The sequence below is a fragment of the Demequina sediminis genome, from assembly GCF_030296675.1.
In the GTDB taxonomy this organism is placed as follows: Bacteria; Actinomycetota; Actinomycetes; order Actinomycetales; family Demequinaceae; genus Demequina; species Demequina sediminis.
In genome coordinates this window covers 355,167-376,964 of sequence record NZ_AP027736.1, presented here as the reverse complement: position 1 = coordinate 376,964, position 21,798 = coordinate 355,167, and the positions used below count along the sequence as shown (strand labels likewise).

Sequence of the window (21,798 nt, the reverse complement as noted above, 5' to 3'; positions counted from 1 at the left end):
TCAGACGTTCCTCATCGCGGCGCCCTTGCGGAGGTAGAACCCCCACGTGAGCGCGGCCATCACCAGGAACACCACCACGTATGCCTGCAGCGCGGGCACGATCGAGCCGGTCTGCTCGCGGGCGATCATGTACACGAACGGAATCGCGAAGCCTCCGAAGGCACCCACCGCGGAGATGATGCCCACGGCGCCCGCGGCCTGGCGCTTGAAGTCCAGGCGGCTCTCGTCGGTGTTCTCGCCCTTGTCCGCCTGGATCCGCGTGAAGATCGACGGGATCATGCGGTACGTCGAGCCGTTGCCGATTCCCGTGAAGGCGAACAGCGCCATGAAGCTCACGAAGAACAGCCCGAGCGACTCCTGCTGCACGCCGATCACGGCGGCGACCCCTGCGACGGCCATCGCGATGAACGCGCCGAGCGTGATGACCGAGCCGCCGACGCGGTCCGCGAGCTTGCCGCCGTACGGGCGGGCCAGCGAGCCGACCAGCGCGCCGAGGAAGCCCCAGCCGAGCGCGATGTCGGCGCGCTCGAAGACCACGGTGAGCAGTGTCGGGAACGCGGCGGAGTAGCCGATGAAGGACCCGAACGTGCCGATGTAGAGGAAGGCCATGAGCCACGTGTGGCCGTGCTTGAGCGAGGCAGCGGTGGGCTTGGGGTCCGCCTTCGCCTCGCGCAGGTTGTCCATGAAGAGGAACGCGAGGATGGCCGAGGCGAGCGCGAGCGGCACGTACACGAGTCCCGCGGCGCTGAGGCCGAAGGCGCTGATGCCGATCACCACGGGCACGAGCTTCTGCGCGACCGCGACGCCGATGTTGCCCCCGGCCGCGTTGAGGCCCAGCGCCCAGCCCTTCTCCTTGTCGGGGTAGAAGAACGTGATGTTGGACATGGAGGAGGCGAAGTTGCCTCCGCCGAATCCCGCGGTCGCTGCGATCGCGACGAGCACGCCGAACGGCGTCTCGGGACGCGCGACCACCCACGCGAGCCCCAGGGTCGGGATGAGCAGCAGCAGCGCGGAGATCACGGTCCAGTTGCGGCCGCCGAAGATCGGCACCGCGAACGTGTACGGCACGCGCAGGAACGCGCCCACGCCCGACGCGACGGCGAGAAGCGTGAAGCCCTGACCTGCGGTGAGGGCCCAGCCGTTGGCACCGGCGGCGACCAGCGCGCCGGACTCGTCGAAGGTGCCGTACATGCGCACCACGACGATCGACCACAGCAGCCACACCGAGAACCCGATGTGCTCGGCGACGATCGAGAAGATGAGGTTGCGGAACGCGATCGCCTTGCCGCGGGCCTCCCAGAACAGCTCGTTCTCGGGCTCCCAGCGCTCGATCCAGCGCCCCTTGCCGATCACGCCGGGCTCGATCACCTGCTCGGCGGTCTTGTCGGAAACGGTCATGGTCCCTCCCCAGGAACACTCGCGTCCGTCCGGGGCGGGCGCCTCGGAGTGAATCGGACGTTCCCGACAGTAGGGAGGGGAGGTTACGGCGGCCGTCTTCGCGTGTGAAGCGTGCGAGAACTCTTCCTCACCGGCACGGGGTGACAGCGGTGAGGTCGCTCACGCGGCGGGTGGGAGCCCGTGAAAATGGGCCCTGAACAGGGACGATGCTCGGGCGGGGTGAGATTGCGGGCCGCCGGGCGGATCTCCCTACGTGCGCTCGGAGTCCGCCCATGCGGCCACCGTGGCGATCACGTGGTCGACATCGGCGGCGGTGTGCGCCGCGGAGACGAACCAGGCCTCGTAGGCGCTCGGCGGCAGCGCGACCCCCTCGCGGCGCACCGCGTGGAACATCCGCGCGAAGGCCGCCGTGTCCTGGCGCGAGACCTCCTCGAACGTGACCGGGGCATCGTCCAATCCCAGGAAGATCGAGAACAGCGTGCCCGCGCGGCCCACCGCGTGGGCGATGCCGCGCTCCGCGAGCGCGCCGGACACACCCGTGACGAGGGCGTCCGCGGTGGCCGCCACGCGGTCGTGCACCTCGGGGGTGAGCAGGCGCATGGTGGCGAGCCCGGCGGCCACTGCCACGGGATTCCCCGACAGGGTTCCCGCCTGATACACCGGTCCGAGCGGCGCCAGCCGCTCCATGAGGTCGCGCCGTCCGCCGAGCGCGGCGACGGGAAGCCCGCCGCCGATCACCTTGCCGAAGGTCACGAGGTCGGGCGTCCACGGGTCGACCCCCGCCGCGAGATCGTGATCACGCTCGACGCCCCACCAGCCGGCCGGTCCTGCGCGGAAGCCCGTGAGGACCTCGTCGAGGATCATCACGGCGCCCTCGTTGCGGCACAGCGTCGAGATGAGGCGGTTGAAGCCCTCGGGCGGGCGCACCACGCCCATGTTGCACGGCGCGGCCTCGGTGATGACGGCGGCGATCCGCGCGCCGTGTTCGGCGAAAGCGTCCGTGAGCGCGGGCTCGTCGCCGTACGGCAGCACCAGGGTGTCCGCCGCAGCCCCGCGCGTCACGCCTGCGGAGTCTGGCACGCCTGCGGTCGCGAGGCCCGAGCCGGCGGCGACCAGCAGCGCGTCGGAGTGGCCGTGGTAGCAGCCGGCGAACTTGACGATCACGTCGCGGCCCGTCGCGGCGCGCGCGAGACGGATCGCGGTCATCGTGGCCTCGGTGCCCGTCGACACCAGGCGCACGCGCTCGGCGGGGGCGTAGCGCTCGCGGATGAGCTCCGCGAGCTCGACCTCGGCCTCCGTGGTCGCGCCGAAGCTGAGGCCCCTCGTGGCGGCGGCCTGGACGGCCGCGACCACCTCGGGGTGCGCGTGGCCCAGCATGGCGGGACCCCACGAGGCGACCAGGTCGATCATCTCGCGGCCGTCGGCGTCCGTGATGCGGCTGCCGTGCGCGGACGCGATCGGCACGGGCTCTCCCCGACCCCGTTCCACGCCCGCACGGGCGAGTTGACCCCGCCCGGCAGGATCGCCCGCGCCCGGTCGCTGTACGTGCTCACATGTCCTCCAGCCAGGCGGCGAGCTCGAGCGCCGCATACGTGACGATGATGTCCGCGCCCGCGCGGCGCATCGACGTGAGCGCCTCGAGGTGCGCGGCGCGTCGGTCGATCCAGCCGTGCGCGGCGGCGGCCTCGATCTGGGCGTACTCGCCCGACACGTGGTACGCCGCGACGGGAACGCGGGACGCCTGCGCGACCTCCGCGACCACGTCGAGGTACGGCAGGGCGGGCTTGACCATAACGATGTCGGCGCCCTCGAGCTCGTCGAGCTCGGCCTCGCGCAGCCCCTCGCGGCCGTTCGCCGGATCCAGCTGATACGTGCGGCGGTCACCCTCGAGCTGGCTGTCGACGGCCTCGCGGAAGGGCCCGTAGAACGCCGAGGCGTACTTGGCGGCGTAGGCCAGCAGCGCGACGTCCGTGAAGCCCTCGGCCTCGAGCGCGGCGCGCACGGCCGCCACCTGGCCGTCCATCATGCCGCTGAGCCCCAACACGTGCGCCCCGGCGCGGGCCTGGGCGAGCGCCATCTGCGCGTAGATGTCGAGCGTGGCGTCGTTGTCGACGTCTCCCGTGGGGGCGAGAACGCCGCAGTGGCCGTGGTCAGTGAACTCGTCGAGGCACAGGTCCGCCATGAGGACGATGCCGCGGCCGGGTGGGCCGTCGATGGCGTCAGCCGCGGCGCGGATCGCGCGGTTGAGGATGCCGTCGGGGTCCACCGCGCCGGAGCCTCGCGCGTCGCGCACCGAGGGAATCGCGAACAGCATGAGGCCGCCGATGCCCGCATCGATCGCGCGCTCGACCAGCGCCGGCACGTCCGCGAGGGGGTGCTGCGAAACGCCGGGCAGCGAGGCGATGGGGCGGGCCTCGGCGAGGTCCTCGTGGATGAACACGGGCAGCACGAGCTCCGCGCGGTGGGGGCGCACCTCGCGCACCAGGCGCCGCATCGCGGGCGTGGTGCGCAGGCGGCGGGGGCGGTGCGAGATCATGCGTCCTCCTCTGGGACCTGCAGCGCGGTGTCGAGAGCGGCGCGCATTCCACGGTACGTCGGCTCGGTGGCGACGGCGTCCACGCGCAGCCCCGCCGCACGCGCGCCGGCCTCGGTGGTGCGACCGATCGCGACGATGCGCGTCGTGGGCGCGACCGTCGGGCACGCCGCGGCGAAGCGCTCCGCGACCGAGCCGGACGTGAGCAGCACCGCGTCGAAGCCACCACCGGAGGCGCCTCGCGCCACCCCGGCAACCACGGCATCGTCCGGGCCCGGGCCATCCACCGTGCGATACGCCTCGACCTGATCGACCGACCACCCCTTGCGCGCGATCCCGCGCGCGAGCACGGGCGACGCGAGGTTGCCCACGGGAACCAGCACGCGGCCCACCGCACGCGACGCGGGGACGCGCTCGGGGAACTCGGCGACGATCCCGCGCGCGTCGGCACGGGACGCCGGCACCAGCGCCACCTCGAGTCCGGCCGTCGCACACACCGCGCGAGTCGCCTCTCCCACCGTCGCGACCCGTGCGGCGGGCTGGGGCTCGCTCAGGTCGCGGCCGTGCGCGCGGGCGATCCGCTGCATTGCGAGCACCGCGTTGCGGCTCGTGACGGCCATCCAGTCGTACTCCCCCGCGAGCCACGCGAGAGTCGCCGACTCGAGCGCGGCAGGATCCGTCGCGGGCTCGATCGCGATGAACGCCACGGGCGTGACGTGCGCGCCCTCGGCGGCGAGTTCGTCGGCGAAAGCGGTGCGCTCGGCGGTCACGGGTACCAGGAGGCGGCGTCCCGCGAGACTCACGCGCGCCCCATGAGGCGCTCGGCCCCGCGGCCGAGCAGGGAGAATCCGCTCGAGCGGCCGATCGACGAGGCCTCCGCGAGGACTCCGGAGTTGCGCTCGTTGAGCGCGAGCGTGCCGTCCTCGTTGATGACGCGCGTGTGGAGCGTGAGGCGGCCGCGGCTCACCACGGCGTGTGCCGCGACGGGGGCGGCGCAGCCGGCGTCGAGCACGCGCAGCGCCTCGCGCTCGGCGGTCACGGCGGCGCGGGTCGCGGGGTCGTCGAGCGTCGCGAGCAGCGCCCGCAGCTCGTCGGGCGCGTCCTCGCGGATCTCGATCGCGAGCGCACCCTGACCTGGGGCGGGCACCATCGCGGTCACCGCGAGCGGCTCGGTCGCGTCGGCGGACCGGCCCAGGCGGTTGAGGCCCGCGGCGGCCAGCACCACGGCGTCGAGGTCGTCACCGACGTGCGCCAGGCGCGTGTCGACGTTGCCGCGCAGCGGGAGCACCTCGAGGTCGGGGCGCATGGCCTTGAGTTGCGACGCGCGTCGCGGCGACCCCGTGCCCACGCGCGCGCCCTCGGGCAGCTCCGCGAGCGTGCGGCCGTCGGTGCACAGCGCGTCCCTGGGGTCCTCGCGGCGAGGGATCGTGACGATCTCGAGGCCCTCGTAGGGCTGCGTGGGGACGTCCTTGAGCGAGTGGACGATGAAGTCGCACTCGCCCGCAAGGAGCGCCTCGCGCAGCGCGGTGACAAAGACGCCGGTCTGCGACAGGCCGATGAGCGAACCGCGGTCGATGTCGCCCTTGGTGGTGATGGTCACCAACTCGACAGCTACCCCACCACCGGCGGACGTGCCGCGCGCGGCGGCCGCCGCGACCACCGCATCGGCGAACTGCCCCGATTGTGCCGTCGCGAGCGCGGAACCACGAGTGCCCAGACGGAGATCCATGGCACCAAGGGTAACGAGTGGGCGCGACGGTCCCTGACGGCTACCGTCGCTCAGCGGCGGTAGCCGGGACCCACGAAGACCAGCACGACCGCGATCGCGGACAGCCCGAGCGCAAACCACACGGGCGCCACGAATCCCCAGCCGAGCCCGATCACGATCGCGCCCATGCCGGTGCCCACCACCGTGGCGGCGTTGAGCGCGGAATGCGACAGCGCGGCCCCTAGCGACGGCGACGTGTGGGTCGCGTCCATGAGGTGCGCCTGCCCCGATTGCGAGAAGGTCTGGATGAAGACGCCGAGCAGCATGAGCGCGGGCACCACGGGCCAGCCGCTGTCTCCCACGACGCCCAGCACGGCCAACGCCGCCGCGACGCCGATGATCCCCACGCGCGCGGTGAGCAGCACCGAGCGGTCGGTGAGCTTGCCGCCCACGAAGGCGCCGATCGTCATGCCCACGCCGAACAGCATGAGCACCACGGTCACCGTGCCGGTCGAGAAGCCGTTGGTCTCCTCGAGCAGGGGCACCATGTAGGACTGCACCGCGCCCAGGCCGGCGAAGCCCACCGTGATGGTCAGGATCGCGGTCCACAGCACGCGGCCGCGCAGCGCCGACAGCTCGGCGCGGAAGCCACCGCTCGCGGTGCCGGCGATCGACGGCACGTACGCCCACATCAGCGCGAGACCCGCGATGCCCACCGCGGTCACCACGGCGTAGGACACGCGCCAGCCGGCGAGCTCGGACAGCCACTGCATGCCGGGCACTCCCAGCACCGCGGCCGCCGTGAGGCCGTACATGATGGTCGCGATCACCTGTCCGCGACGCTCGGGACCCAGCGCGAGCATGCCCACGTACGAGGCCGTTCCTAGCAGCGCGCCGTGCGGCAGGCCCGCGAAGAAGCGAATCACCAGCAGCGACTCGACGGTGGGAGCGAGCATCGTCGCCACCGAGGTCACCACGAAGATCCCCGACATCGTGAGCAGCAGCCTCCGGCGATTCCACGCCGCGAGTCCCACCATGAGCAGCGGCGCACCCACGACGACGCCCAGCGCGTACGTGACGATCGTCCAGCCGATCATGTCGACCGTGGTGTCGAGGCCGCGCACCTGGTCGAGGATCACTCCCGACGCGCCCTGCTGCGACAGCCCGATCCCGAATCCCGCCACCACGAATCCGGCGAGCACGAGCGCGGGGTGAGCGGCGTGGGCGGTGCGCGGCAGCAGCCAGCGCGGGGTGCCGGCCTCGGAGGCCGGGGGAAGAGAAGTCATGAGATGCCTTGCGGAACGAGCCACACCGCGGACGCGGTGGCGGGCGGGACGACGACGGTGGTCGCCTCCGCGGTTTCGATGAGGATTCCGCGGTCGCCCTCGAGGTCGGGCGGGTCCATGACCCGGATCGAGGCGTCCACCGTCAATCCTAGGGCGGCGAGGTCCCGTAGCACCGCCGGATCGGCGTCCGACAGCCGCGCGACCGTCCACGCTCCGGGCGCCGCGTGCGCGAGATTCGTGCCGTCGAGGGAGACGATGCGCCCGGCGGCGCTCGGGATGGGGTCCCCGTGCGGGTCGCGGGTGGGATGTCCCAGCAGCCGGTCGAGAGCGTCGATCATGCGCGGCGAGCACGCGTGCTCGAGGACCTCGGCCTCGTCGTGGACCTCATCCCAGCCGTAGCCGAGCTGCGTCACCAGGAAGGTCTCGATGAGGCGGTGGCGGCGCACCATGTCGAGCGCCCTGCGCTCGCCCTCCGCGGTGAGCGTGATCGCGCCGTACGGGCGATGATCGAGCAGCCCGGCGGCCACCAGCTTGCGGACGTTCTCCGAGACGGTCGGGGCGGACACGCCGAGGCGCTCCGCGAGCTGCTTGGTCGTGACGCGGGAGTCGCTCCACTCGGTCGCGCTCCACACGATCTTGACGTAGTCCTCCGCGGTGGGAGAGAGCTGCGGCTCGGTCACGTGGCGACTCCCTAGTGCTGGCCCGCGGGGCCGTTCGGATCCGCGCCGCGGCGGGCGGCGAGGGCGATTGCGGTGACGGCTGCGGCGGCCACGGCTCCTCCGACGAGCCACGGCAACAGGCTCGCGCCCTGCCCTTCTTCGGCGGCGCCCGCGGTCGCGGAGGGGCTCGGGGTCGCGGACGGCGTCGGGGTCGCGACCTCGCTCGGGGACGCGCTGGGCGTGGGCTCCTCGCTCGCATCGGGCGACTCGCTCGCGCTCGGCGTGGGGCTGGGCGAGGGCGGCGCGTATGTGAAGGTCACGGTGCCCTCGATCGGGTGACCGTCGGCGGACACCACCCGGAAGTGCAGCAGGTTGGTTCCCGCGCCCGCCGCGCCGTCGGGCACGATCGCGGTGAGCGTCGAGGTGACCTCGCCGTCGACCTCGAGCGGCGTCCGGGTGCCGTCAGGGGCCTCGAGCGCGACCTCGTTGCCGATGTCGAGCAGCTGCTCGTTGAACTCGAGCTCGACGCTCTCCAGCGTGGAGACCGTGTCGCCCTCCGCGGGGGTCGAGCCCACGAGCGCCGCGTGCGCCGCGGCGGGAGGGGCGGCGATCACGGCGACTGCCAGCACGGTCGCGAGTGCCGCGAGCGCGCGGGGGACGAGTCCGGAGGGGGCGTGAGGCATGCCAGAAGTCTCCCACGGCCCGCGATCACGGCATCGTCCCCGCGCACCGGCGCCCCCGTCACCCAACCGTCACTCGACCGTCACGCGACATCCAGCACGCGGCAACCGCGCCGTCGCCCGCGGCCCGAAGACTGGCAGTCGTGAAGGTCGCGCTGGTCGCAGAGTCGTTCCTGCCGCACACGAACGGCGTCACCCACTCGCTGCTGCGAGTGCTCGATCACCTCGCCGCCCGCGGCGACGAGGCGGTCATCATCGCCCCCGAGGCGCCCGGTGCTCCGGACGCCGTCGCGGGCGCTCCCGTGGTCCACGTCCCCGCCGTCGGCTGGCCCGGCTATCGCGACGTCCGCGTCGCGCTGTCGAGCGTCCGCGGCGTCACCCGACTCCTCGAGGCCCACGCCCCCGACGTGGTGCACCTCGCCTCGCCATTCATGCTCGGCTGGGCGGCCGTGAGGGCCGCGGCGGATGCGGGGCTGCCCACGGTCGCGATCTATCAGACCGATGTCCCCTCGTACGCCGCGGCCTACCGCGCCCCGTGGGGCGAGCCCCTGCTGTGGGCCCGCGTGCGCGCCATCCACTCGGCCGCGGACGTGACCCTCGCGCCCTCGACCGCCGCGATGAGCCAGCTCGAGGACATGGGCGTCGAGCGGCTGCGGCTGTGGCCGCGCGGCGTCGACACCACGCGCTTCTCCCCGCGCATCGGGACGATGCCCTGCGCGCCAGGTGGGCGCCGCGCGGCGAGGTCGTGGTCGGCTACGTGGGCCGGCTCGCGAACGAGAAGCGCGTGGGCGACCTCGCCCGGATCGCGCGCCTGCCGGGAGTGCGGCTGGTCGTCATCGGCGAGGGCCCCGAGCTGGCACGGCTGCGCCGCCTCATGCCGTCTGCGGAGTTCGCCGGCTTCCTGGGCGGCGGGGAACTGGCGCGCGCGGTCGCGAGCCTCGACGTCATGGTGCACCCGGGAGAGCTCGAGACGTTCGGTCAGTCCGTCCAGGAGGCGCTGGCCTCGGGCGTGCCGGTGATCGCCCCGCGCCGCGGCGGCCCGATCGACCTCATCGACCACGGCTCGAACGGCTTCCTCTACGAGCCCGGCCGGCTCGACCGGATGGAGGCCGCGGTCGCGATGCTGGTCGAGGACACGGACCTGCGGCTCATCCAGGGCGCTCACGCGCGCATCTCCGTCGAGGGGCGCACGTGGCCGCGGGTCTGCGAGGCTCTCGTCGACCACTACGAGTCCGCGATCGCGGCGCGCGCAACGTCGGGCACGACCACAGGAACGGCGACGCGATGAGAATCGCGCAGGTGGCCAACTTCTACGGCCCACGCTCGGGCGGGCTACGCACCGCGCTGCGCGCGCTGGGCCGCGGCTACCAGGACTGCGGCGACACGGTACTGCTGATCGTGCCGGGAGACGAGGACTCGGACACGCTCACCGCCCACGGTCGCGTCGTCACGCTCCACAGCCCCGTGTTGCCAGGATCGGGCGGCTATCGCGTCATCACCCGCGTGGGTGCGGTGCGCGACGCGCTCACGGACTTCGCCCCCGACGTGCTCGAGGTCTCGGACCGCACCACGCTCGCGCGGTTGGGCGCGTGGGCCCGCGGGCGCGGCATCGTCGCGACCTTCACGGCCCACGAGCGCGCCGATGGCGTGCTCGCCTCCGCGCTCCCGCGCGCCCTGTCGCCCCTGGTCGCCCCGCTCGCGAGGGCGCACACGCGCGGGCTGTCCTCCCGCTTCGACACCCTGGTCGCCACCACGTCGTACGCGGGCGAGGAGCTGCGCCGCGCAGGGGCGACGGTCGAGACGGTACCGCTCGGGGTCGACCTCGACACGTTCCACCCGCGCCATGCGAGCGCCCTCGCGCGCCGTGCTCTCGCCGCCGACCGCGAGACCCTGCTCGTGATGGCCTCGCGGCTCTCCCCCGAGAAGCGGCCCGACCTCGCCGTGGACGCGGTCCGCGAGCTCACGCGCCGCGGCCGGGCCGTGCGGCTCGTGGTCGCTGGCGCCGGCCCGCTCGATCGCGACCTGCGCCGCCGCGCGCGCGGCCTCCCCGTCGACTTCCTGGGATTCGTGGGCGACAGGCGCTCGTTCGCGTCGCTGCTCGCGACCGCGGACGTACTCCTCGCTCCCGGGCCCATCGAGACGTTCGGCCTCGCCGCCCTCGAGGGCCTCGCCTCGGGCACGCCCGCCGTGGTCAACGCGGCATCCGCGCTGCCCGAGGTAATCGCCGAGTCCGGTGTCGCCGCCGCGGGCACGCCCGTGGGATTCGCCGATGCCGTCGAGACGCTGCTCGCGAGGGACGGCCGGGAGCGTCGGCTCGCCGCGCGGGCCCGGGCGGAGTGCTTCCCGTGGGAGACCACGGTGGCGAGGATGCGCGCGATCCACGCGAGCGCACTCGCGGGGACACGGTGAGGAGGACGGCATGAGCGGACCCCGAGTGGTGGCGCTGGGCGACTCGATCACGCTGGGCGTGGGCGACGGCGTGCAGCGCTCACGGGGAGACGTGGGCTGGGCGGCGCTCGCCGCGCGCTCGCTGGGCGCCTCCCACTTCACCAACCTGGCCGCCAATGGTGCGCGGGCGCGCGACATGCTCGCGACCCAGGTGCCGCGCGCGCTCATGGAGCGCCCGGACGTGGTGCTGCTCACGGTGGGCGGCAACGACGTGCTGAGGGGCGACTTCTCCCCCATCGAGGTCGAGCTCGCGCTGGGCGAGGCAGTGGACCGTCTCGAGCGTCCCGGCCGCAGGATCGTCACCGTCTCTCTCGACAGGATCGGCCTGTTCGACGTCGCCCCGCGCGCGGTCGCGGAGGCGATGGCCCGGCGGATCGGTCAGGCGAATGCCGCGATCGCGCGCGCGGTCGAGCACACCGACGTCGACGTGATCGACGGCGCGACCCTGCTCGCGTCGCTGGGGCGTCGCGCGTGGCACATCGACCGCATCCACCCCTCGCCGCTCGGGCATCGGGCCCTCGCAGGGGCCGCGGCGTCCGCGCTCGAGGACGAGTGGCCGCGCCTCCACGACACGCCGGCACCGCCGCGGCCGCCGAGCCGCGCGGCCGTCGCGGCGTGGCTCGCGGTCAACGGGCTGCCGTGGGCGCTCAAGCGCAGCAGGGACCTCATCCCCCAGGTGACGATGGTCGTGGCGCGCGAGCTTCAGGCCGAGCGCCGCGCGAGCCGGGTGGCCCGTCGCGGCGGCACGGCCCGCCGCCACGGAGCGGGTGGAGGCGGGGCCGCCACCCGCGCGTGGGGCGCCGAGGCCTAGATCAGCCAGCGACGGTCGCCGACGACGCGCCGCCACCACCGCCCGAGCCCGATCGATTGGTGTTCGAGTTCGACGAGCACGATCGCGGGGATCGCGAGGGCCATGATGATGTGATCGTCGAGGAACGGGTTGGTCGTGGGCCACAGATGCGACGTGTACATCATGAGCAGCATCGCGGGAGCGGCCCACGCCGCGATCTTGGTGCCGATCCCGAGCATGAGCGCGAGCCCGATGCCGAGCAGACCGATCATGAAGACCCAGTCGGTCCACCGCTGGGTGCCGAGGTCGGCGTAGAAGTCCGCGAGCGGACCGGTCGCGGATCCGAGGTAGCCCTCGGTGACGTGGCCACCCGACAGCCATGCGCGATCACACATGACCTCGATCGAGTTGTCCTCTTGGCGGCACACGGAGTAGCCGAGCCCGATGAGCTTGTCGAGGAAGGGCCAGAGAAAGTAGAAGCCAAGCGCGATGCGGGTGATGCTCAGCAGCACCCATCCGGCTCGGCTGCGAGTCGCCGCTACGGCGGTGTCGCTGGTGGTCATGAGTGCCTCCCGGTGAGATGGGATGGTCCGATGACGCAACGGACGTCGTTGTCCGCCCCTCCACCGTAGCCCCGGGTCCCGCATCGTCGCTGGAAACACGCCCGCCGCCGGGAATGCCGTCACACGGCACGGCGCCCCGGCGGGAAGCCCGCCGGGGCGCCGATGTCCGCGTGTGAACTACACGAGCCAGGCGTTCTTCTTCACGATCGCCAGCTTGCGCCACCACGAGCCGAGGCCGATGTCCTGGCGCTCGAGCTCCACCAGCACGATCGCGGCGATCGCGACGGCGTAGATGAGGTGCTCGTCGAGGATCGGGTTGGTGCCGGGCCACATCTGCGTGAGGTACATGAAGACCAGCATCGCGCCGGCGGACCAGGCACCCACCTTGGTGCCGATGCCGAGCATGAGCGCGAGACCCACGCCCAGCAGGCCGAGCATGAACGGGACGTCGGTCCAGGCCTGGCCGCCCAGGTTCACGAAGAAGTCGTGGAACGGGCTGGTGGGGTTGCCGCCGTAGACCAGGTAGCCCTCGGTGACGCGACCGCCATTGATCCAGGCGGAGTCGCAGAAGTAGTCGGTGCCCGTGATGACGCCGGCGTCATCCTTGATCGAACACACCGAGCGGCCGAGCCCGAACATCTTGTCGAGGAAGGCCCACAGGAAGTAGAAGCCCAGCGCGATGCGCGTGATGCTCAGCAGCTTCCAGCCGAGGTTGCTGCGGGTCGAGACCGCGGGCTCCGCGGTCGAAGTGTTGTCTGCCATGAGTCTGCTCCTTTGGATGGGCCGGGGGCCCTCCGTGCTGGGGATAGCACGTGGGAACGAGACTATTGACGCATCACCTACCTCTCACGGGACCTCGGTCCCGACCTTTCGAAACAGTTGTCCACCTGTCGCAAAACAACCCCTGACGAGGGACGATGCCGCGCCCGCCCGGTCACGCCCGCTGGCTTGCGAGGTGGGCGGCCAGTGCGCCGACCATGTCGACGCTCGGGTCGAGGAGCCATTGCACCTGGAGGCCGTCCATGAGCGCGATCACCTGCGTCGCGGCCACGGTCGGCTCGATCCCGGCCCGCATCCGCCCGTCCTCGACGGCCTGCGCGTAGGCGCGGGTGAGCCGGTCGCGCAGCCCCTCGTAGCGCTCGACAAAGTAGTCGTGAGCGGGGTGGGCCCGCGTGGAGGCCTCGGCCGACAGCGTCGCGTACAGCTCGACGATCCCGCGCCGGCCGGCATTTCGCCGCGCCGTCTCGACCAGGTGATCGAGCACCTCCGTGCCGCGCAGATCATCGAGGTGCACCTCGCGGCCCTCGGTGTCGTCGCGCCGGCGCAGCACCTCCATCAGGAGGTCGGCCTTCGCGGGAAAGTGATAGATGAGGGCCGGATGCGTGAGCCCGCAGCGGGCCGCGACCTCGCGCACCGAGGTCCCCAGGTAGCCCTGGGTCGCGAACAGCTCCATCGCCGTGTCGAGGATGAGCGTGCGAGTCTCGGCGCCCTTGTCCGACAACTCGCGAGCCGCCACCATCTCACCCTCCTCGGCGCCGCATCGGCCGCCCGTCGCATCGTTTCGAGAACTGTTTTACCATGTGGTAGAACTTGAGGAAAGTACCACCCCTCTTCCACCGCCGTGAGACAAGGAACCAGCGTGACCGCCGCCTACCTCGACCCCACCCTCCCCACGTCCGAGCGCGTCGCGGACCTGCTGGACCGCATGACGCTGCCCGAGAAGGTGGGGCAGATGATGCAGATGCACACCTATGACGGCGTCCCCCACCTCATCGAGAAGCTGCACGTGGGCTCGATCCTGCACGCCTCCCCCGAGCGCCTCGAGCAGGCGCATGCGCTGGTCGAGCAGACCCGGCTGCGCATCCCCCTGCTGATCGGCGAGGACTGCATCCACGGCCACTCGTTCTTCAAGGGCGCGGAGATCTACCCGACCCAGTTGGGCATGGCCGCGACGTTCGACCCCGACCTGCTCGAGCGGGTCGCGAGGGCCACCGCGGTCGAGGTGGCAGCGACCGGCATTCACTGGACCTTCTCCCCCGTGCTGTGCATCGCGCGCGACCTGCGCTGGGGGCGCGTGTCGGAGACCTTCGGCGAGGACCCGTACCTGCTGGGCGAGCTGGGTGCCGCGATGGTGCGCGGCTACCAGGGTGAGGGCCTGGGCGACCGCACCGCGATCCTTGCGACCGCGAAGCACTTCGCGGGCTACTCCGAGACCCAGGGCGGCCGCGACGCGTCGGAGGCCGACATCTCGCGGCGCAAGCTGCGCTCGTGGTACCTGCCGCCGTTCGAGCGCATGGCGCGCGCGGGCTGCGCGACCTTCATGCTGGGCTACCAGTCGACGGATGGCGTGCCGATCACGATCAACGAGTGGCTGCTGAACGACGTCCTGCGCGACGAGTGGGGCTACACGGGAACCCTCATCACCGACTGGGACAACGTGGGCAACCTGGTGCGCGAGCAGCGCCTGTTCCCCGACTACGCGCAGGCGGCCGCAGCCGCCGTCAACGCGGGCAACGACATGATCATGACCACGCCCGCGTTCTTCGAGGGCGCGCAGGAGGCGGTCGCGCAGGGTCTGCTCGAGGAGTCGCGGATCGACCAGGCCGTCGCGCGCATCCTCACCCTGAAGTTCGACCTCGGCCTGTTCGAGGACCCCCGCTTCGCCGACACCGCGCGTCAGGCCGAGGTGATCGCGAGCCCCGCGCATCGTGCCCTCAATCTCGAGGTCGCGCGCCGCTCGCTCGTGCTGCTCGAGAACGACGGCACGCTGCCCCTGCCCGCCGACCGCCCGCTGCGCCTCGCGGTCGTGGGCCCCAACGCCGACGACGAGCACACCACGCTGGGCGACTGGGCGGGCGCATCGGGCCAGGCGGACTGGCTCACCGAGGGCCACCCCCGCGAGATGATCACCACCGTGCTCGACGGGCTGCGCGCTCTCGCGCCCGCCGGCTCCGAGGTGACGTACGCGCGCGGCGCCGAGATCATCACGACCGGCCCCGACCCCAAGGGCGCGTTCTTCCCCGACGGCCAGCCGCGCCCCCACATCGCGTTCCCCGTGGGGCCCGACGAGGCCATGATCGCGGAGGCCGTCGAGGTGGCGCGAGGGGCCGATGCCGTGGTCGCCGTGCTGGGCGATCGCATCGAGCTCGTGGGCGAGGGCAAGTCCACCGCGACCCTCGAGCTGCTGGGCGGCCAGGTCGCGCTGCTCGATGCGCTGGTCGAGACGGGCACGCCGGTGGTGCTCGTGATCCTCGCGTCGAAGCCGCACGTGCTGCCCGCGTCCGCCGAGCGCGCCGCCGCGATCGTGTGGGCGGCCAACCCCGGCATGGCCGGAGGCACCGCCGTCGCGGAGCTCGTGTTCGGCGCGATCGAGCCCAGCGGCCGGCTGCCGATCTCGTGGCCGCGTCACGTGGGCCAGCAGCCCACGTTCTACAACCAGATCGACGCGCAGCACGGCTACCGCTACGCGGACCTCACGCAGGAGCCGCGCTGGGTCTTCGGCGAGGGCCGCTCGTACTCCACGATCGAGTTCGCGAACCTGCGCCTCGCGGAGTCGACGCTGGGCCTCGACGGCGAGATCGAGGCGACCGTGACGCTCACCAACACCGGCGCTCGCCCTATGCTCGAGACGGTGCAGGCATACATCCGCGACGTCACCAGCTCGGCCACCTGGGCGGACCGCGAACTCAAGGGCTTCACGCAGGTCGAGGTCGCCCCCGGAGCGTCGGTCGACGCGACGGTGCGCATCCCCGTCGCGGCGTGCAGCATCGTCACCGCGCGCGGCGAGCGCGTGGTCGAGCCGGGAGCCTTCCAGGTGCTCGTGGGCCCGTCCTCGCGCCTCGCGGACCTCCTGGTCGGTGACCTCGAGGTCACCGCGTGAGCGTGACCTCCGCCGCGGCGGTGACGCCCGAGCTCAGGCGCGCGCGCCTGGGCGTGACGCTGCTGTTCATGACCAACGGGCTCATCTGGGCCAACCTCGCGCCGCGCTATCCCGAGATCAGGCGCACGATCGGGCTCAGCTACGGCGAGTTCGGGATCGCGCTGACGTTCAGCGGCTTCGGCGCGCTCGTCGTGGGCCTCACGGCCGCCGCGATCATCCGCCGCTACTCCTCGCGCATGGTCGGCGTGACCACCATGATCGCGATGGGCATCGCGGCATTCCTCGTGGGCCTCGCGCCCCACGGCATCGTGTTCGCCGCCGTGCTGTTCGCGGTGGGGGCGATCGACTCGATCGTCGACGTCGCCCAGAACGCCCACGGGCTGCGCGTCCAGCGCGAGTACGGCCGGTCGATCCTCAACGCGTTCCACGGCATGTGGAGCGTGGGAGCGGCGGTCGGCGGACTCATGGGCGGCGCCGCGGCCGGGCTCGGGATCCCGGTCGCGACCCACCTGGGCGTGGTCGCGGTCATCGTCGTGATCATCAACCTCGGCTGCGCGCGCTTGCTCCTCAAGGGCGCCGATCCCCAGCCTGCCGCCGCGAGCGACGCCCACGCGCGCGCCTTCCCCAAGGTGTCCGCGCGCACGTGGCTCGCGCTCGCGCTGCTGGGACTCATCGCGATCGCGGGCGCGTGGGTCGAGGATGCCGGCATCTCGTGGTCCGCGAGCTACCTCCAGGACGAGCTCCTGGCCGGGCCCACGCTCGCCTCGCTCGGTTTCGTCGCGCTCATGGCGATGCACTTCGTGGGCCGGCTCGTGGGCGACCGGCTCATCGACCGCTACGGCGCGCGACTCGTCATCCGTGTGGGCGGCGCGATCACGGCCGTCGGGATGGGCGTCGCGCTCGCGTGGCCCTCCGTGCCCCTCACGATCGTCGGCTTCGGCCTTGCGGGCCTGGGCGTCGCCGCCACGATTCCGGTGGCGATGCACGCGGCCGACGAGCTCCCCGGCTTCCGGGCCGGCACCGGACTCGCGATCCTCAGCTGGGCGCTGCGGCTGGGCTTCATGCTGTCGCCCGTGGTCGTGGGGGCCATCGCGGACGCCTCGAGCCTGCGCGTGGGCCTGCTGCTGGTCACCGCGGCCGGGTTGCTCATCGTGGCGCTCGCCGGGGCGCTCTCGACGCGCCGCGCGGCGGACCGCCTCGAGCCCAGCCTGCCCATGAACCCGCCCTCCGGCCCGATGTAGGAGAAACCGTGTCGACCGCCGTTCCGGTCCACCTGCGCCGCGCGCGCGTGGGCGTCTCGATCATCTTCTTCACCAACGGAATCGTGCTGGGCGGATTCGCCCCGCGCGTGCCCGAGCTGCGCGACCAGCTGGGCGTCTCCTACGGGACGCTCGGCATCGCGATGGCGATGTGGCCGATCGGGGCGCTCGCGCTCGGCCTCACGGCGGCCGCGATGATCCGGCGCTTCCGGTCGTCGCGGGTCGCGACCGTGACGATGGTCTTCTCGGCGGCCGCCATGCTCGCCGCGGGCCTCGCGCCCAACGTGTGGACCTTCGGCGCGGCGCTGTTCGTGGTGGGCGTGACTGACGCGTGGGTCGACGTCGCGCAGAACGCGCACGGCCTGCGAGTGCAGCGGCTCTACGGGCGATCGATCCTCAACGCGTTCCACGCGCTGTGGTCGATCGGCGCTGTCGCGGGCGGCCTCATCGGCGGCCTCTCTGCCGGGCTTGGGGTCGCGGTGCCGTGGCAGTTCCTCGGTGGGCTGGTGCTGGTCCTCGCGGCAAATGCCGTCGCGTATCCGATGCTGCTCGCGGGCCCCGAACCGCAGCACGCGGGCGAAGAGGGCGCCGACGAGACCGCACTCCCCCATCCTCAGCACGTGCCCCTGCGGCGCATCCCGGTGCGCACGTGGGGCCTGCTCGGCGCGCTCACGGTCATCGCGCTCGCGGGCGGCTGGGCCGAGGACGCCGCGGCCACGTGGTCCGCGATCTACCTGCGCGACGAGCTCCTCGCGGGCGCGACGTTCGCCGCCCTCGCCTTCGTCTCTCTCCAGGGCTTCCAGTTCGTGGGGCGCCTCCTCGGCGACCGCATGGTCGACCGCTGGGGCCAGCGCGCGGTGGCCCGCTGGGGCGGCGCGCTCGTCGCGGTCGGCATGGGGCTCGCGCTCGCGATTCCCACCTCGTGGGGCACCGTGCTGGGATTCGGCGCGGCGGGCTTCGGCATCGCCACGCTCATTCCCGGCGCGATGCACGCTGCGGACCGCCTGCCGGGGCTACGTGCAGGCACCGGACTCACCATGCTGTCGTGGCTCCTGCGCCTCGCGTTCCTGCTCTCGCCGCCGGTGGTCGGCGCGATCGCCGACGCGACCAGCCTCCGGGTGGGACTCACCCTCGTGCCGGTCTTCGGACTCTTGGTCGTGGCGCTCGCGGGTGCGATGGAGGGCCGCCGGGTTCCGGCACCCTCCAGGTGACTCCTCAGCCCGCGACCAGTTCCCTGGCCCGCGCCACCGCGCCGTCGAGCGTCTCGAACACTGTCTCCCCCACGCGCGGCTCCTCGAGCGCGCCCGCATGGAGCAGCACGCGCCGATGCTCGGGCCGGATCCCCTTGAGCAGCACCGTCACGCCCTGGCGGCGCAGGCTCGCGATGACCTCGGCCAGCAGCTGCGCGCCGGTCGCGTCGAGCAGGTCGACCTGCGACATGCGCAGGATCACCACGCGCGCGCCCTCGACGCGCGACACGCGCTCGAGCACGCGCTCGGCCGCGCCGAAGAACAGCGCCCCGTCGAGGCGGAGCAACGCGATCCACTCGTCGCCGGCGTGCGCGCCGCCGGGCAGCTCCTCCCGGTGCACGCCCGCCGAGTTCGACACCGCGCGCAGCGCGAGGAAGGCCGCCACGGCCATCCCGATTCCGACCGCATAGATGAGGTCCACGCTCACCGTGATGATCGCGGTGAGGACGAACACCACCGCACCCTGCCGCGAGCCCCGCATCACGGCCGCGACCGTGCGCCGGTGCACCATCGAGATGGCCGTCACCATGAGCACCCCCGCGAGCACGGCAAGCGGAATCCGCGACACCACGCCGGACGCGACCGCCACCACCGCGAGCAGCACCACGCCGTGCACCACGGCCGCGAGCCGCGTGCGCGCCCCGCCCGGACGTTGACCGCGGTCCGCGCGATCGCCCCGGTCGCGGGCATGCCCCCGAACAGTCCGGCTGCGACTGAGGCGAGCCCCTGACCCACGAGCTCGCGATCCGCGTCGTAGCCGCCCCCGGTCTGGGACGCGGCCACGCGCGCCGAGAGCAGCGACTCGATCGCCGCGAGCGCCGCGATGGTCGCGGCGGGCGCCAGCAAGGACGTCACCTCCGCGAGGGTCGGGAGCGCGAGGCCGGGCGCGGGGAGTCCCGCGGGCAGTGCGCCGATGCTCGGGACGGGGGCGGCGAAGAGGCCCGCGGCGTCCGCGGTCACCGCGGCGACCGACACCACCACGACCGCAACGATCGACCCCGGCACCGCACGAGTGAGGCGCGGCATCACGACCATGATGGCAGCGACGGCGGCCGCCATCGCGAGCGCGGGCCAGGCCGTCTCGACGCGCGCGTCGAGCAGCGCATCGACCGCGGCCGCCGCCGCGTTGGAGCCGTGACCGCCGGCCGGAACCCCGATCGCCGCGGGCACCTGCTGCAGGAAGATGATGATCGCGATGCCGAGCGTGAAGCCCTCGAGGACGGGCCACGGGATGAGGCCCACGAGCCGGCCCAGCCGCGACACGCCGAGCGCGATCACCATGACACCCGCGAGCACGGTCACGAGCGCGAGCGCAGTCGCGCCTCGCGCCGCGAGCACGGGCGCGAGCACCACGACCATCGCGCCGGTGGGCCCGGACACCTGGACCGGCGAGCCGCCAAAGACGGCTGCGACGACGCCCGCGACGATCGCCGTGACGAGTCCCGCCTCCGCGCCCGCACCCGAGGACACCCCGAAGGCGAGCGCGAGGGGAAGCGCCACGATTCCGACCGTCACTCCCGCCAGGAGATCGGCGCGCCAGGATCCTCGCAGCCCCGCGTAGTCCGCGCGCGACGGCAGCAGCGCACGCCATCCGACCGCGGTCATGAGCGAGCGGCGTCGAGGTGGGCGTCGTGAAGGTCCGCGAGCGCGCGACGCTCCGCGAGCACGTCACCCAGGAGCAGCCGTGCCGCGTCGAGGAGGTCCGCGACCGAGGCGTGCGCGAGCCGATACGACACGCTCGACGCGCGCCGCTCGGACGCGACCAGCCCGTAACCCCTCAGCACCCGGAGGTGCTGAGAAAGGTGCGAGGCCTCGAGTCCGGTGTGAGCGAGGAGGTCGGCCACCGTGCGCTCGGGCGACTCGGCGAGCAGCTCGAGCACCCTGATGCGCACGGGATGAGCGAGACCCTTGAAGAGGTCCGCCTTGACCTCGTTGAGCGGCCGTCCGGTTTCCATATGATGACTTTATCAAGTCAGCCAGCAGCAAGGCCCGGGCCCGACGTCCCGACCACCCATCCCCGGCATCGTCCCCCTGCCGGCCCCGCGCCCGCGGGGAATGAAACCCGCCCCCTCGCGTTATTACATGCGTACGCATATAATCGCCAGCAGCGGCTCCCCCGAGCCGAACGGATCCCCAGGAGGCACACCATGCAGTTCGGCATCATGTCCGTCTCGGACATCACGCGTGACCCGGTCAGCGGCTACACGCCCTCGGAGGCGGAGCGCATCGACGCGATCGTGAAGATCGCGGTCCACGCGGAGGAGGTGGGCCTCGACGTCTTCGCGATCGGCGAGCACCACAACCCGCCGTTCTTCAGCTCCTCGCCCACGACGCTGCTGAGCCACATCGGCGCGCTCACCGAGAAGCTCACGGTCACCACGAGCACCACGCTCATCACGACCAACGACCCGGTGCGCCTCGCCGAGGAGTACGCGATGCTCCAGCACCTCACCAAGGGACGCATGGACCTCATGCTGGGCCGCGGCAACACCGCGCCCGTGTACCCGTGGTTCGGCCAGGACATCCGCCAGGGCCTGCCGCTCGCGCTCGAGAACTACAACCTGCTCCACCGCCTGTGGCGCGAGGACGTGGTCGACTGGGAGGGCCAGTTCCGCACGTCGCTGCAGGGCTTCACCTCGACGCCGCGTCCGCTGGACGACGTCCCGCCGTTCGTGTGGCACGGCTCGATCCGCACCCCCGAGATCGCCGAGCAGGCCGCGTTCTACGGCAACGGCTACTTCGCGAACAACATCTTCTGGCCCAAGGAGCACTACAAGCGCCTCATCACGTTCTACCGCCAGCGCTTCGAGCACTACGGCCACGGCACGCGCAAGCAGGCGATCGTGGGGCTCGGCGGTCAGGCCTTCATCGCGAAGAACTCGCAGGACGCCCACGACCAGTTCCGCCCGTACTTCAACGAGGCCCCCGTCTACGGCCACGGCCCCACGATGGAGGACTTCGAGGAGATGACGCCGCTGAGCGTCGGCAGCCCGCAGGAAGTCATCGACAAGACGCTGACCTTCCGCGACGCCTTCGGGGACTACCAGCGCCAGCTGTTCCTGGTCGACCACGCGGGCCTGCCCGTCAAGACCGTCCTCGAGCAGCTCGACCTGCTGGGCGAGCACGTGGTGCCGGTGCTGCGCGCGGAGCTCGAGGCGCGTCGCGACCCCGAGGCCCCGTCGAACCCGCCGTCGCACGCGGACCTGGTGCGCGCCAAGTACGGCGACGCCGAGCCGCGCCAGCCGCGCCCCAACGCCAACCGCGGCGACAACGTCACGGGCGGCTCGCCGTACCAGGACTCGGAGACCGAGGTCTCCGCGTACCCGAGCCTCTAGGGAGCACGT

The 21,798-nt window shown here is 72.5% G+C and carries 19 protein-coding genes and 3 pseudogenes; 8 read left to right on the top strand and 14 right to left on the bottom strand.

All coding sequences use genetic code 11. The annotated features are described in order from the left end of the window. The 8 genes and pseudogenes from QUE44_RS01970 to QUE44_RS01935 all read right to left on the bottom strand — a co-directional run bounded on the left by QUE44_RS01970 (position 1) and on the right by QUE44_RS01935 (position 8,267). Positions 1–1,398, bottom strand: a complete 1,398-nt coding sequence (locus QUE44_RS01970; protein WP_286215594.1) for an MFS transporter — start codon at positions 1,396–1,398, stop codon at positions 1–3. A gap of 249 nt (positions 1,399–1,647) precedes the next feature. Then, positions 1,648–2,966 (bottom strand): annotated as a pseudogene (hemL, locus tag QUE44_RS01965) (glutamate-1-semialdehyde 2,1-aminomutase). Further along, a complete protein-coding gene (gene hemB / locus QUE44_RS01960) occupies positions 2,948–3,934 on the bottom strand; it encodes a porphobilinogen synthase (RefSeq protein ID WP_286215593.1) in 987 nt (328 codons plus the stop codon). Before hemB ends, hemL begins: the two are co-directional and overlap by 19 nt. Then, complete coding sequence (locus QUE44_RS01955; protein ID WP_286215592.1) at positions 3,931–4,734, bottom strand: uroporphyrinogen-III synthase; 804 nt, start codon at positions 4,732–4,734, stop codon at positions 3,931–3,933. The genes hemB and QUE44_RS01955 overlap by 4 nt, the downstream gene beginning before the upstream one ends. Further along, positions 4,731–5,660, bottom strand: a complete 930-nt coding sequence (gene hemC / locus QUE44_RS01950; protein WP_286215590.1) for a hydroxymethylbilane synthase — start codon at positions 5,658–5,660, stop codon at positions 4,731–4,733. Before hemC ends, QUE44_RS01955 begins: the two co-directional genes overlap by 4 nt. A 50-nt stretch (positions 5,661–5,710) precedes the next feature. Next, positions 5,711–6,925, bottom strand: coding sequence for an MFS transporter (locus QUE44_RS01945; RefSeq protein WP_286215589.1), 1,215 nt, complete (start codon positions 6,923–6,925; stop codon positions 5,711–5,713). After that, the gene (locus QUE44_RS01940; protein ID WP_286215588.1) at positions 6,922–7,605 is read right to left on the bottom strand and encodes a metal-dependent transcriptional regulator; all 684 of its coding nucleotides are present in this window, start codon (positions 7,603–7,605) and stop codon (positions 6,922–6,924) included. The genes QUE44_RS01945 and QUE44_RS01940 overlap by 4 nt, the downstream gene beginning before the upstream one ends. An 11-nt stretch (positions 7,606–7,616) precedes the next feature. Continuing rightward, the gene (locus tag QUE44_RS01935) at positions 7,617–8,267 is read right to left on the bottom strand and encodes a copper resistance CopC family protein (protein WP_286215587.1); all 651 of its coding nucleotides are present in this window, start codon (positions 8,265–8,267) and stop codon (positions 7,617–7,619) included. Between QUE44_RS01935 and QUE44_RS13890 the strand changes: the two are divergent. The 4 genes and pseudogenes from QUE44_RS13890 to QUE44_RS01920 form a co-directional block, all read left to right on the top strand. Then, positions 8,222–8,890, top strand: a pseudogene (locus QUE44_RS13890) (glycosyltransferase); the annotation flags it as partial. The gene QUE44_RS01935 and the pseudogene QUE44_RS13890 overlap by 46 nt on opposite strands. 32 nt (positions 8,891–8,922) lie before the next feature. Then, a complete protein-coding gene (locus tag QUE44_RS13885; RefSeq protein ID WP_350226869.1) occupies positions 8,923–9,552 on the top strand; it encodes a glycosyltransferase in 630 nt (209 codons plus the stop codon). Beyond that, positions 9,549–10,673 carry a glycosyltransferase gene (locus QUE44_RS01925; protein ID WP_286215586.1) on the top strand — a complete coding sequence of 375 codons (1,125 nt, stop codon included), beginning with the start codon at positions 9,549–9,551 and terminating at the stop codon, positions 10,671–10,673. Before QUE44_RS13885 ends, QUE44_RS01925 begins: the two co-directional genes overlap by 4 nt. Positions 10,674–10,683: 10 nt before the next feature. Further along, positions 10,684–11,523 (top strand): SGNH/GDSL hydrolase family protein, encoded by an 840-nt coding sequence (locus QUE44_RS01920; protein ID WP_286215585.1) that lies wholly within the window; start codon positions 10,684–10,686, stop codon positions 11,521–11,523. Here QUE44_RS01920 and QUE44_RS01915 read toward each other — a convergent pair. The 3 genes from QUE44_RS01915 to QUE44_RS01905 form a co-directional block, all read right to left on the bottom strand. Then, complete coding sequence (locus tag QUE44_RS01915; protein ID WP_286215583.1) at positions 11,520–12,065, bottom strand: hypothetical protein; 546 nt, start codon at positions 12,063–12,065, stop codon at positions 11,520–11,522. The two genes, QUE44_RS01920 and QUE44_RS01915, sit on opposite strands and share 4 nt — an antisense overlap. 177 nt (positions 12,066–12,242) lie before the next feature. Beyond that, positions 12,243–12,827, bottom strand: a complete 585-nt coding sequence (locus tag QUE44_RS01910) for a DoxX family protein (protein ID WP_286215582.1) — start codon at positions 12,825–12,827, stop codon at positions 12,243–12,245. Between the two features lie 172 nt (positions 12,828–12,999). Next, on the bottom strand, positions 13,000–13,584 hold the full coding sequence (locus QUE44_RS01905; protein ID WP_286215581.1) for a TetR/AcrR family transcriptional regulator: 585 nt from the start codon (positions 13,582–13,584) through the stop codon (positions 13,000–13,002). Between the two features lie 120 nt (positions 13,585–13,704). On the opposite strand from QUE44_RS01905, the gene QUE44_RS01900 reads away from it, so the two are divergent. Genes QUE44_RS01900 through QUE44_RS01890 form a run of 3 tightly spaced genes read left to right on the top strand, consistent with a single transcriptional unit; the run spans position 13,705 to position 18,415 of the window. Beyond that, on the top strand, positions 13,705–15,945 hold the full coding sequence (locus tag QUE44_RS01900) for a glycoside hydrolase family 3 N-terminal domain-containing protein (protein WP_286215580.1): 2,241 nt from the start codon (positions 13,705–13,707) through the stop codon (positions 15,943–15,945). Then, entirely contained in the window at positions 15,942–17,186 is a 1,245-nt protein-coding gene (locus tag QUE44_RS01895) for an MFS transporter (RefSeq protein ID WP_286215579.1), read from the top strand. The genes QUE44_RS01900 and QUE44_RS01895 overlap by 4 nt, the downstream gene beginning before the upstream one ends. A gap of 8 nt (positions 17,187–17,194) precedes the next feature. Further along, on the top strand, positions 17,195–18,415 hold the full coding sequence (locus QUE44_RS01890) for an MFS transporter (RefSeq protein ID WP_286215577.1): 1,221 nt from the start codon (positions 17,195–17,197) through the stop codon (positions 18,413–18,415). Between the two features lie 4 nt (positions 18,416–18,419). Here the strand turns inward: QUE44_RS01890 and QUE44_RS13880 are convergent, their stop codons facing one another. From QUE44_RS13880 to QUE44_RS01880, 3 genes and pseudogenes are all read right to left on the bottom strand, one after another. Then, complete coding sequence (locus QUE44_RS13880) at positions 18,420–18,845, bottom strand: sodium-independent anion transporter (protein ID WP_350226916.1); 426 nt, start codon at positions 18,843–18,845, stop codon at positions 18,420–18,422. A 108-nt stretch (positions 18,846–18,953) separates the two neighbouring features. Next, positions 18,954–20,059 (bottom strand): annotated as a pseudogene (locus tag QUE44_RS01885) (SulP family inorganic anion transporter); the annotation flags it as partial. Continuing rightward, positions 20,056–20,409 carry an ArsR/SmtB family transcription factor gene (locus QUE44_RS01880; protein WP_286215576.1) on the bottom strand — a complete coding sequence of 118 codons (354 nt, stop codon included), beginning with the start codon at positions 20,407–20,409 and terminating at the stop codon, positions 20,056–20,058. The pseudogene QUE44_RS01885 and the gene QUE44_RS01880, both read right to left, overlap by 4 nt. A 192-nt stretch (positions 20,410–20,601) precedes the next feature. Between QUE44_RS01880 and QUE44_RS01875 the strand changes: the two genes are divergently transcribed. Then, positions 20,602–21,789, top strand: coding sequence for an LLM class flavin-dependent oxidoreductase (locus QUE44_RS01875; protein ID WP_286215574.1), 1,188 nt, complete (start codon positions 20,602–20,604; stop codon positions 21,787–21,789). The last annotated feature ends 9 nt before the right edge of the window (positions 21,790–21,798 follow it).

Excerpts from the sequence above, each read along its gene's own strand:
- hemB (WP_286215593.1), bottom strand. The coding sequence starts at position 3,934 with ATGATCTCGCACCGCCCCCGCCGCCTGCGCACCACGCCCGCGATGCGG.
- QUE44_RS01910 (WP_286215582.1), bottom strand. The coding sequence starts at position 12,827 with ATGGCAGACAACACTTCGACCGCGGAGCCCGCGGTCTCGACCCGCAGC.
- QUE44_RS01925 (WP_286215586.1), top strand. The coding sequence starts at position 9,549 with ATGAGAATCGCGCAGGTGGCCAACTTCTACGGCCCACGCTCGGGCGGG.
- QUE44_RS01905 (WP_286215581.1), bottom strand. The coding sequence starts at position 13,584 with ATGGTGGCGGCTCGCGAGTTGTCGGACAAGGGCGCCGAGACTCGCACG.
- QUE44_RS01875 (WP_286215574.1), top strand. The coding sequence starts at position 20,602 with ATGCAGTTCGGCATCATGTCCGTCTCGGACATCACGCGTGACCCGGTC.
- QUE44_RS01915 (WP_286215583.1), bottom strand. The coding sequence starts at position 12,065 with ATGACCACCAGCGACACCGCCGTAGCGGCGACTCGCAGCCGAGCCGGA.
- QUE44_RS01945 (WP_286215589.1), bottom strand. The coding sequence starts at position 6,925 with ATGACTTCTCTTCCCCCGGCCTCCGAGGCCGGCACCCCGCGCTGGCTG.
- QUE44_RS01935 (WP_286215587.1), bottom strand. The coding sequence starts at position 8,267 with ATGCCTCACGCCCCCTCCGGACTCGTCCCCCGCGCGCTCGCGGCACTC.
- hemC (WP_286215590.1), bottom strand. The coding sequence starts at position 5,660 with ATGGATCTCCGTCTGGGCACTCGTGGTTCCGCGCTCGCGACGGCACAA.
- QUE44_RS01920 (WP_286215585.1), top strand. The coding sequence starts at position 10,684 with ATGAGCGGACCCCGAGTGGTGGCGCTGGGCGACTCGATCACGCTGGGC.
- QUE44_RS01970 (WP_286215594.1), bottom strand. The coding sequence starts at position 1,398 with ATGACCGTTTCCGACAAGACCGCCGAGCAGGTGATCGAGCCCGGCGTG.
- QUE44_RS01880 (WP_286215576.1), bottom strand. The coding sequence starts at position 20,409 with ATGGAAACCGGACGGCCGCTCAACGAGGTCAAGGCGGACCTCTTCAAG.
- QUE44_RS13880 (WP_350226916.1), bottom strand. The coding sequence starts at position 18,845 with ATGGCCGTGGCGGCCTTCCTCGCGCTGCGCGCGGTGTCGAACTCGGCG.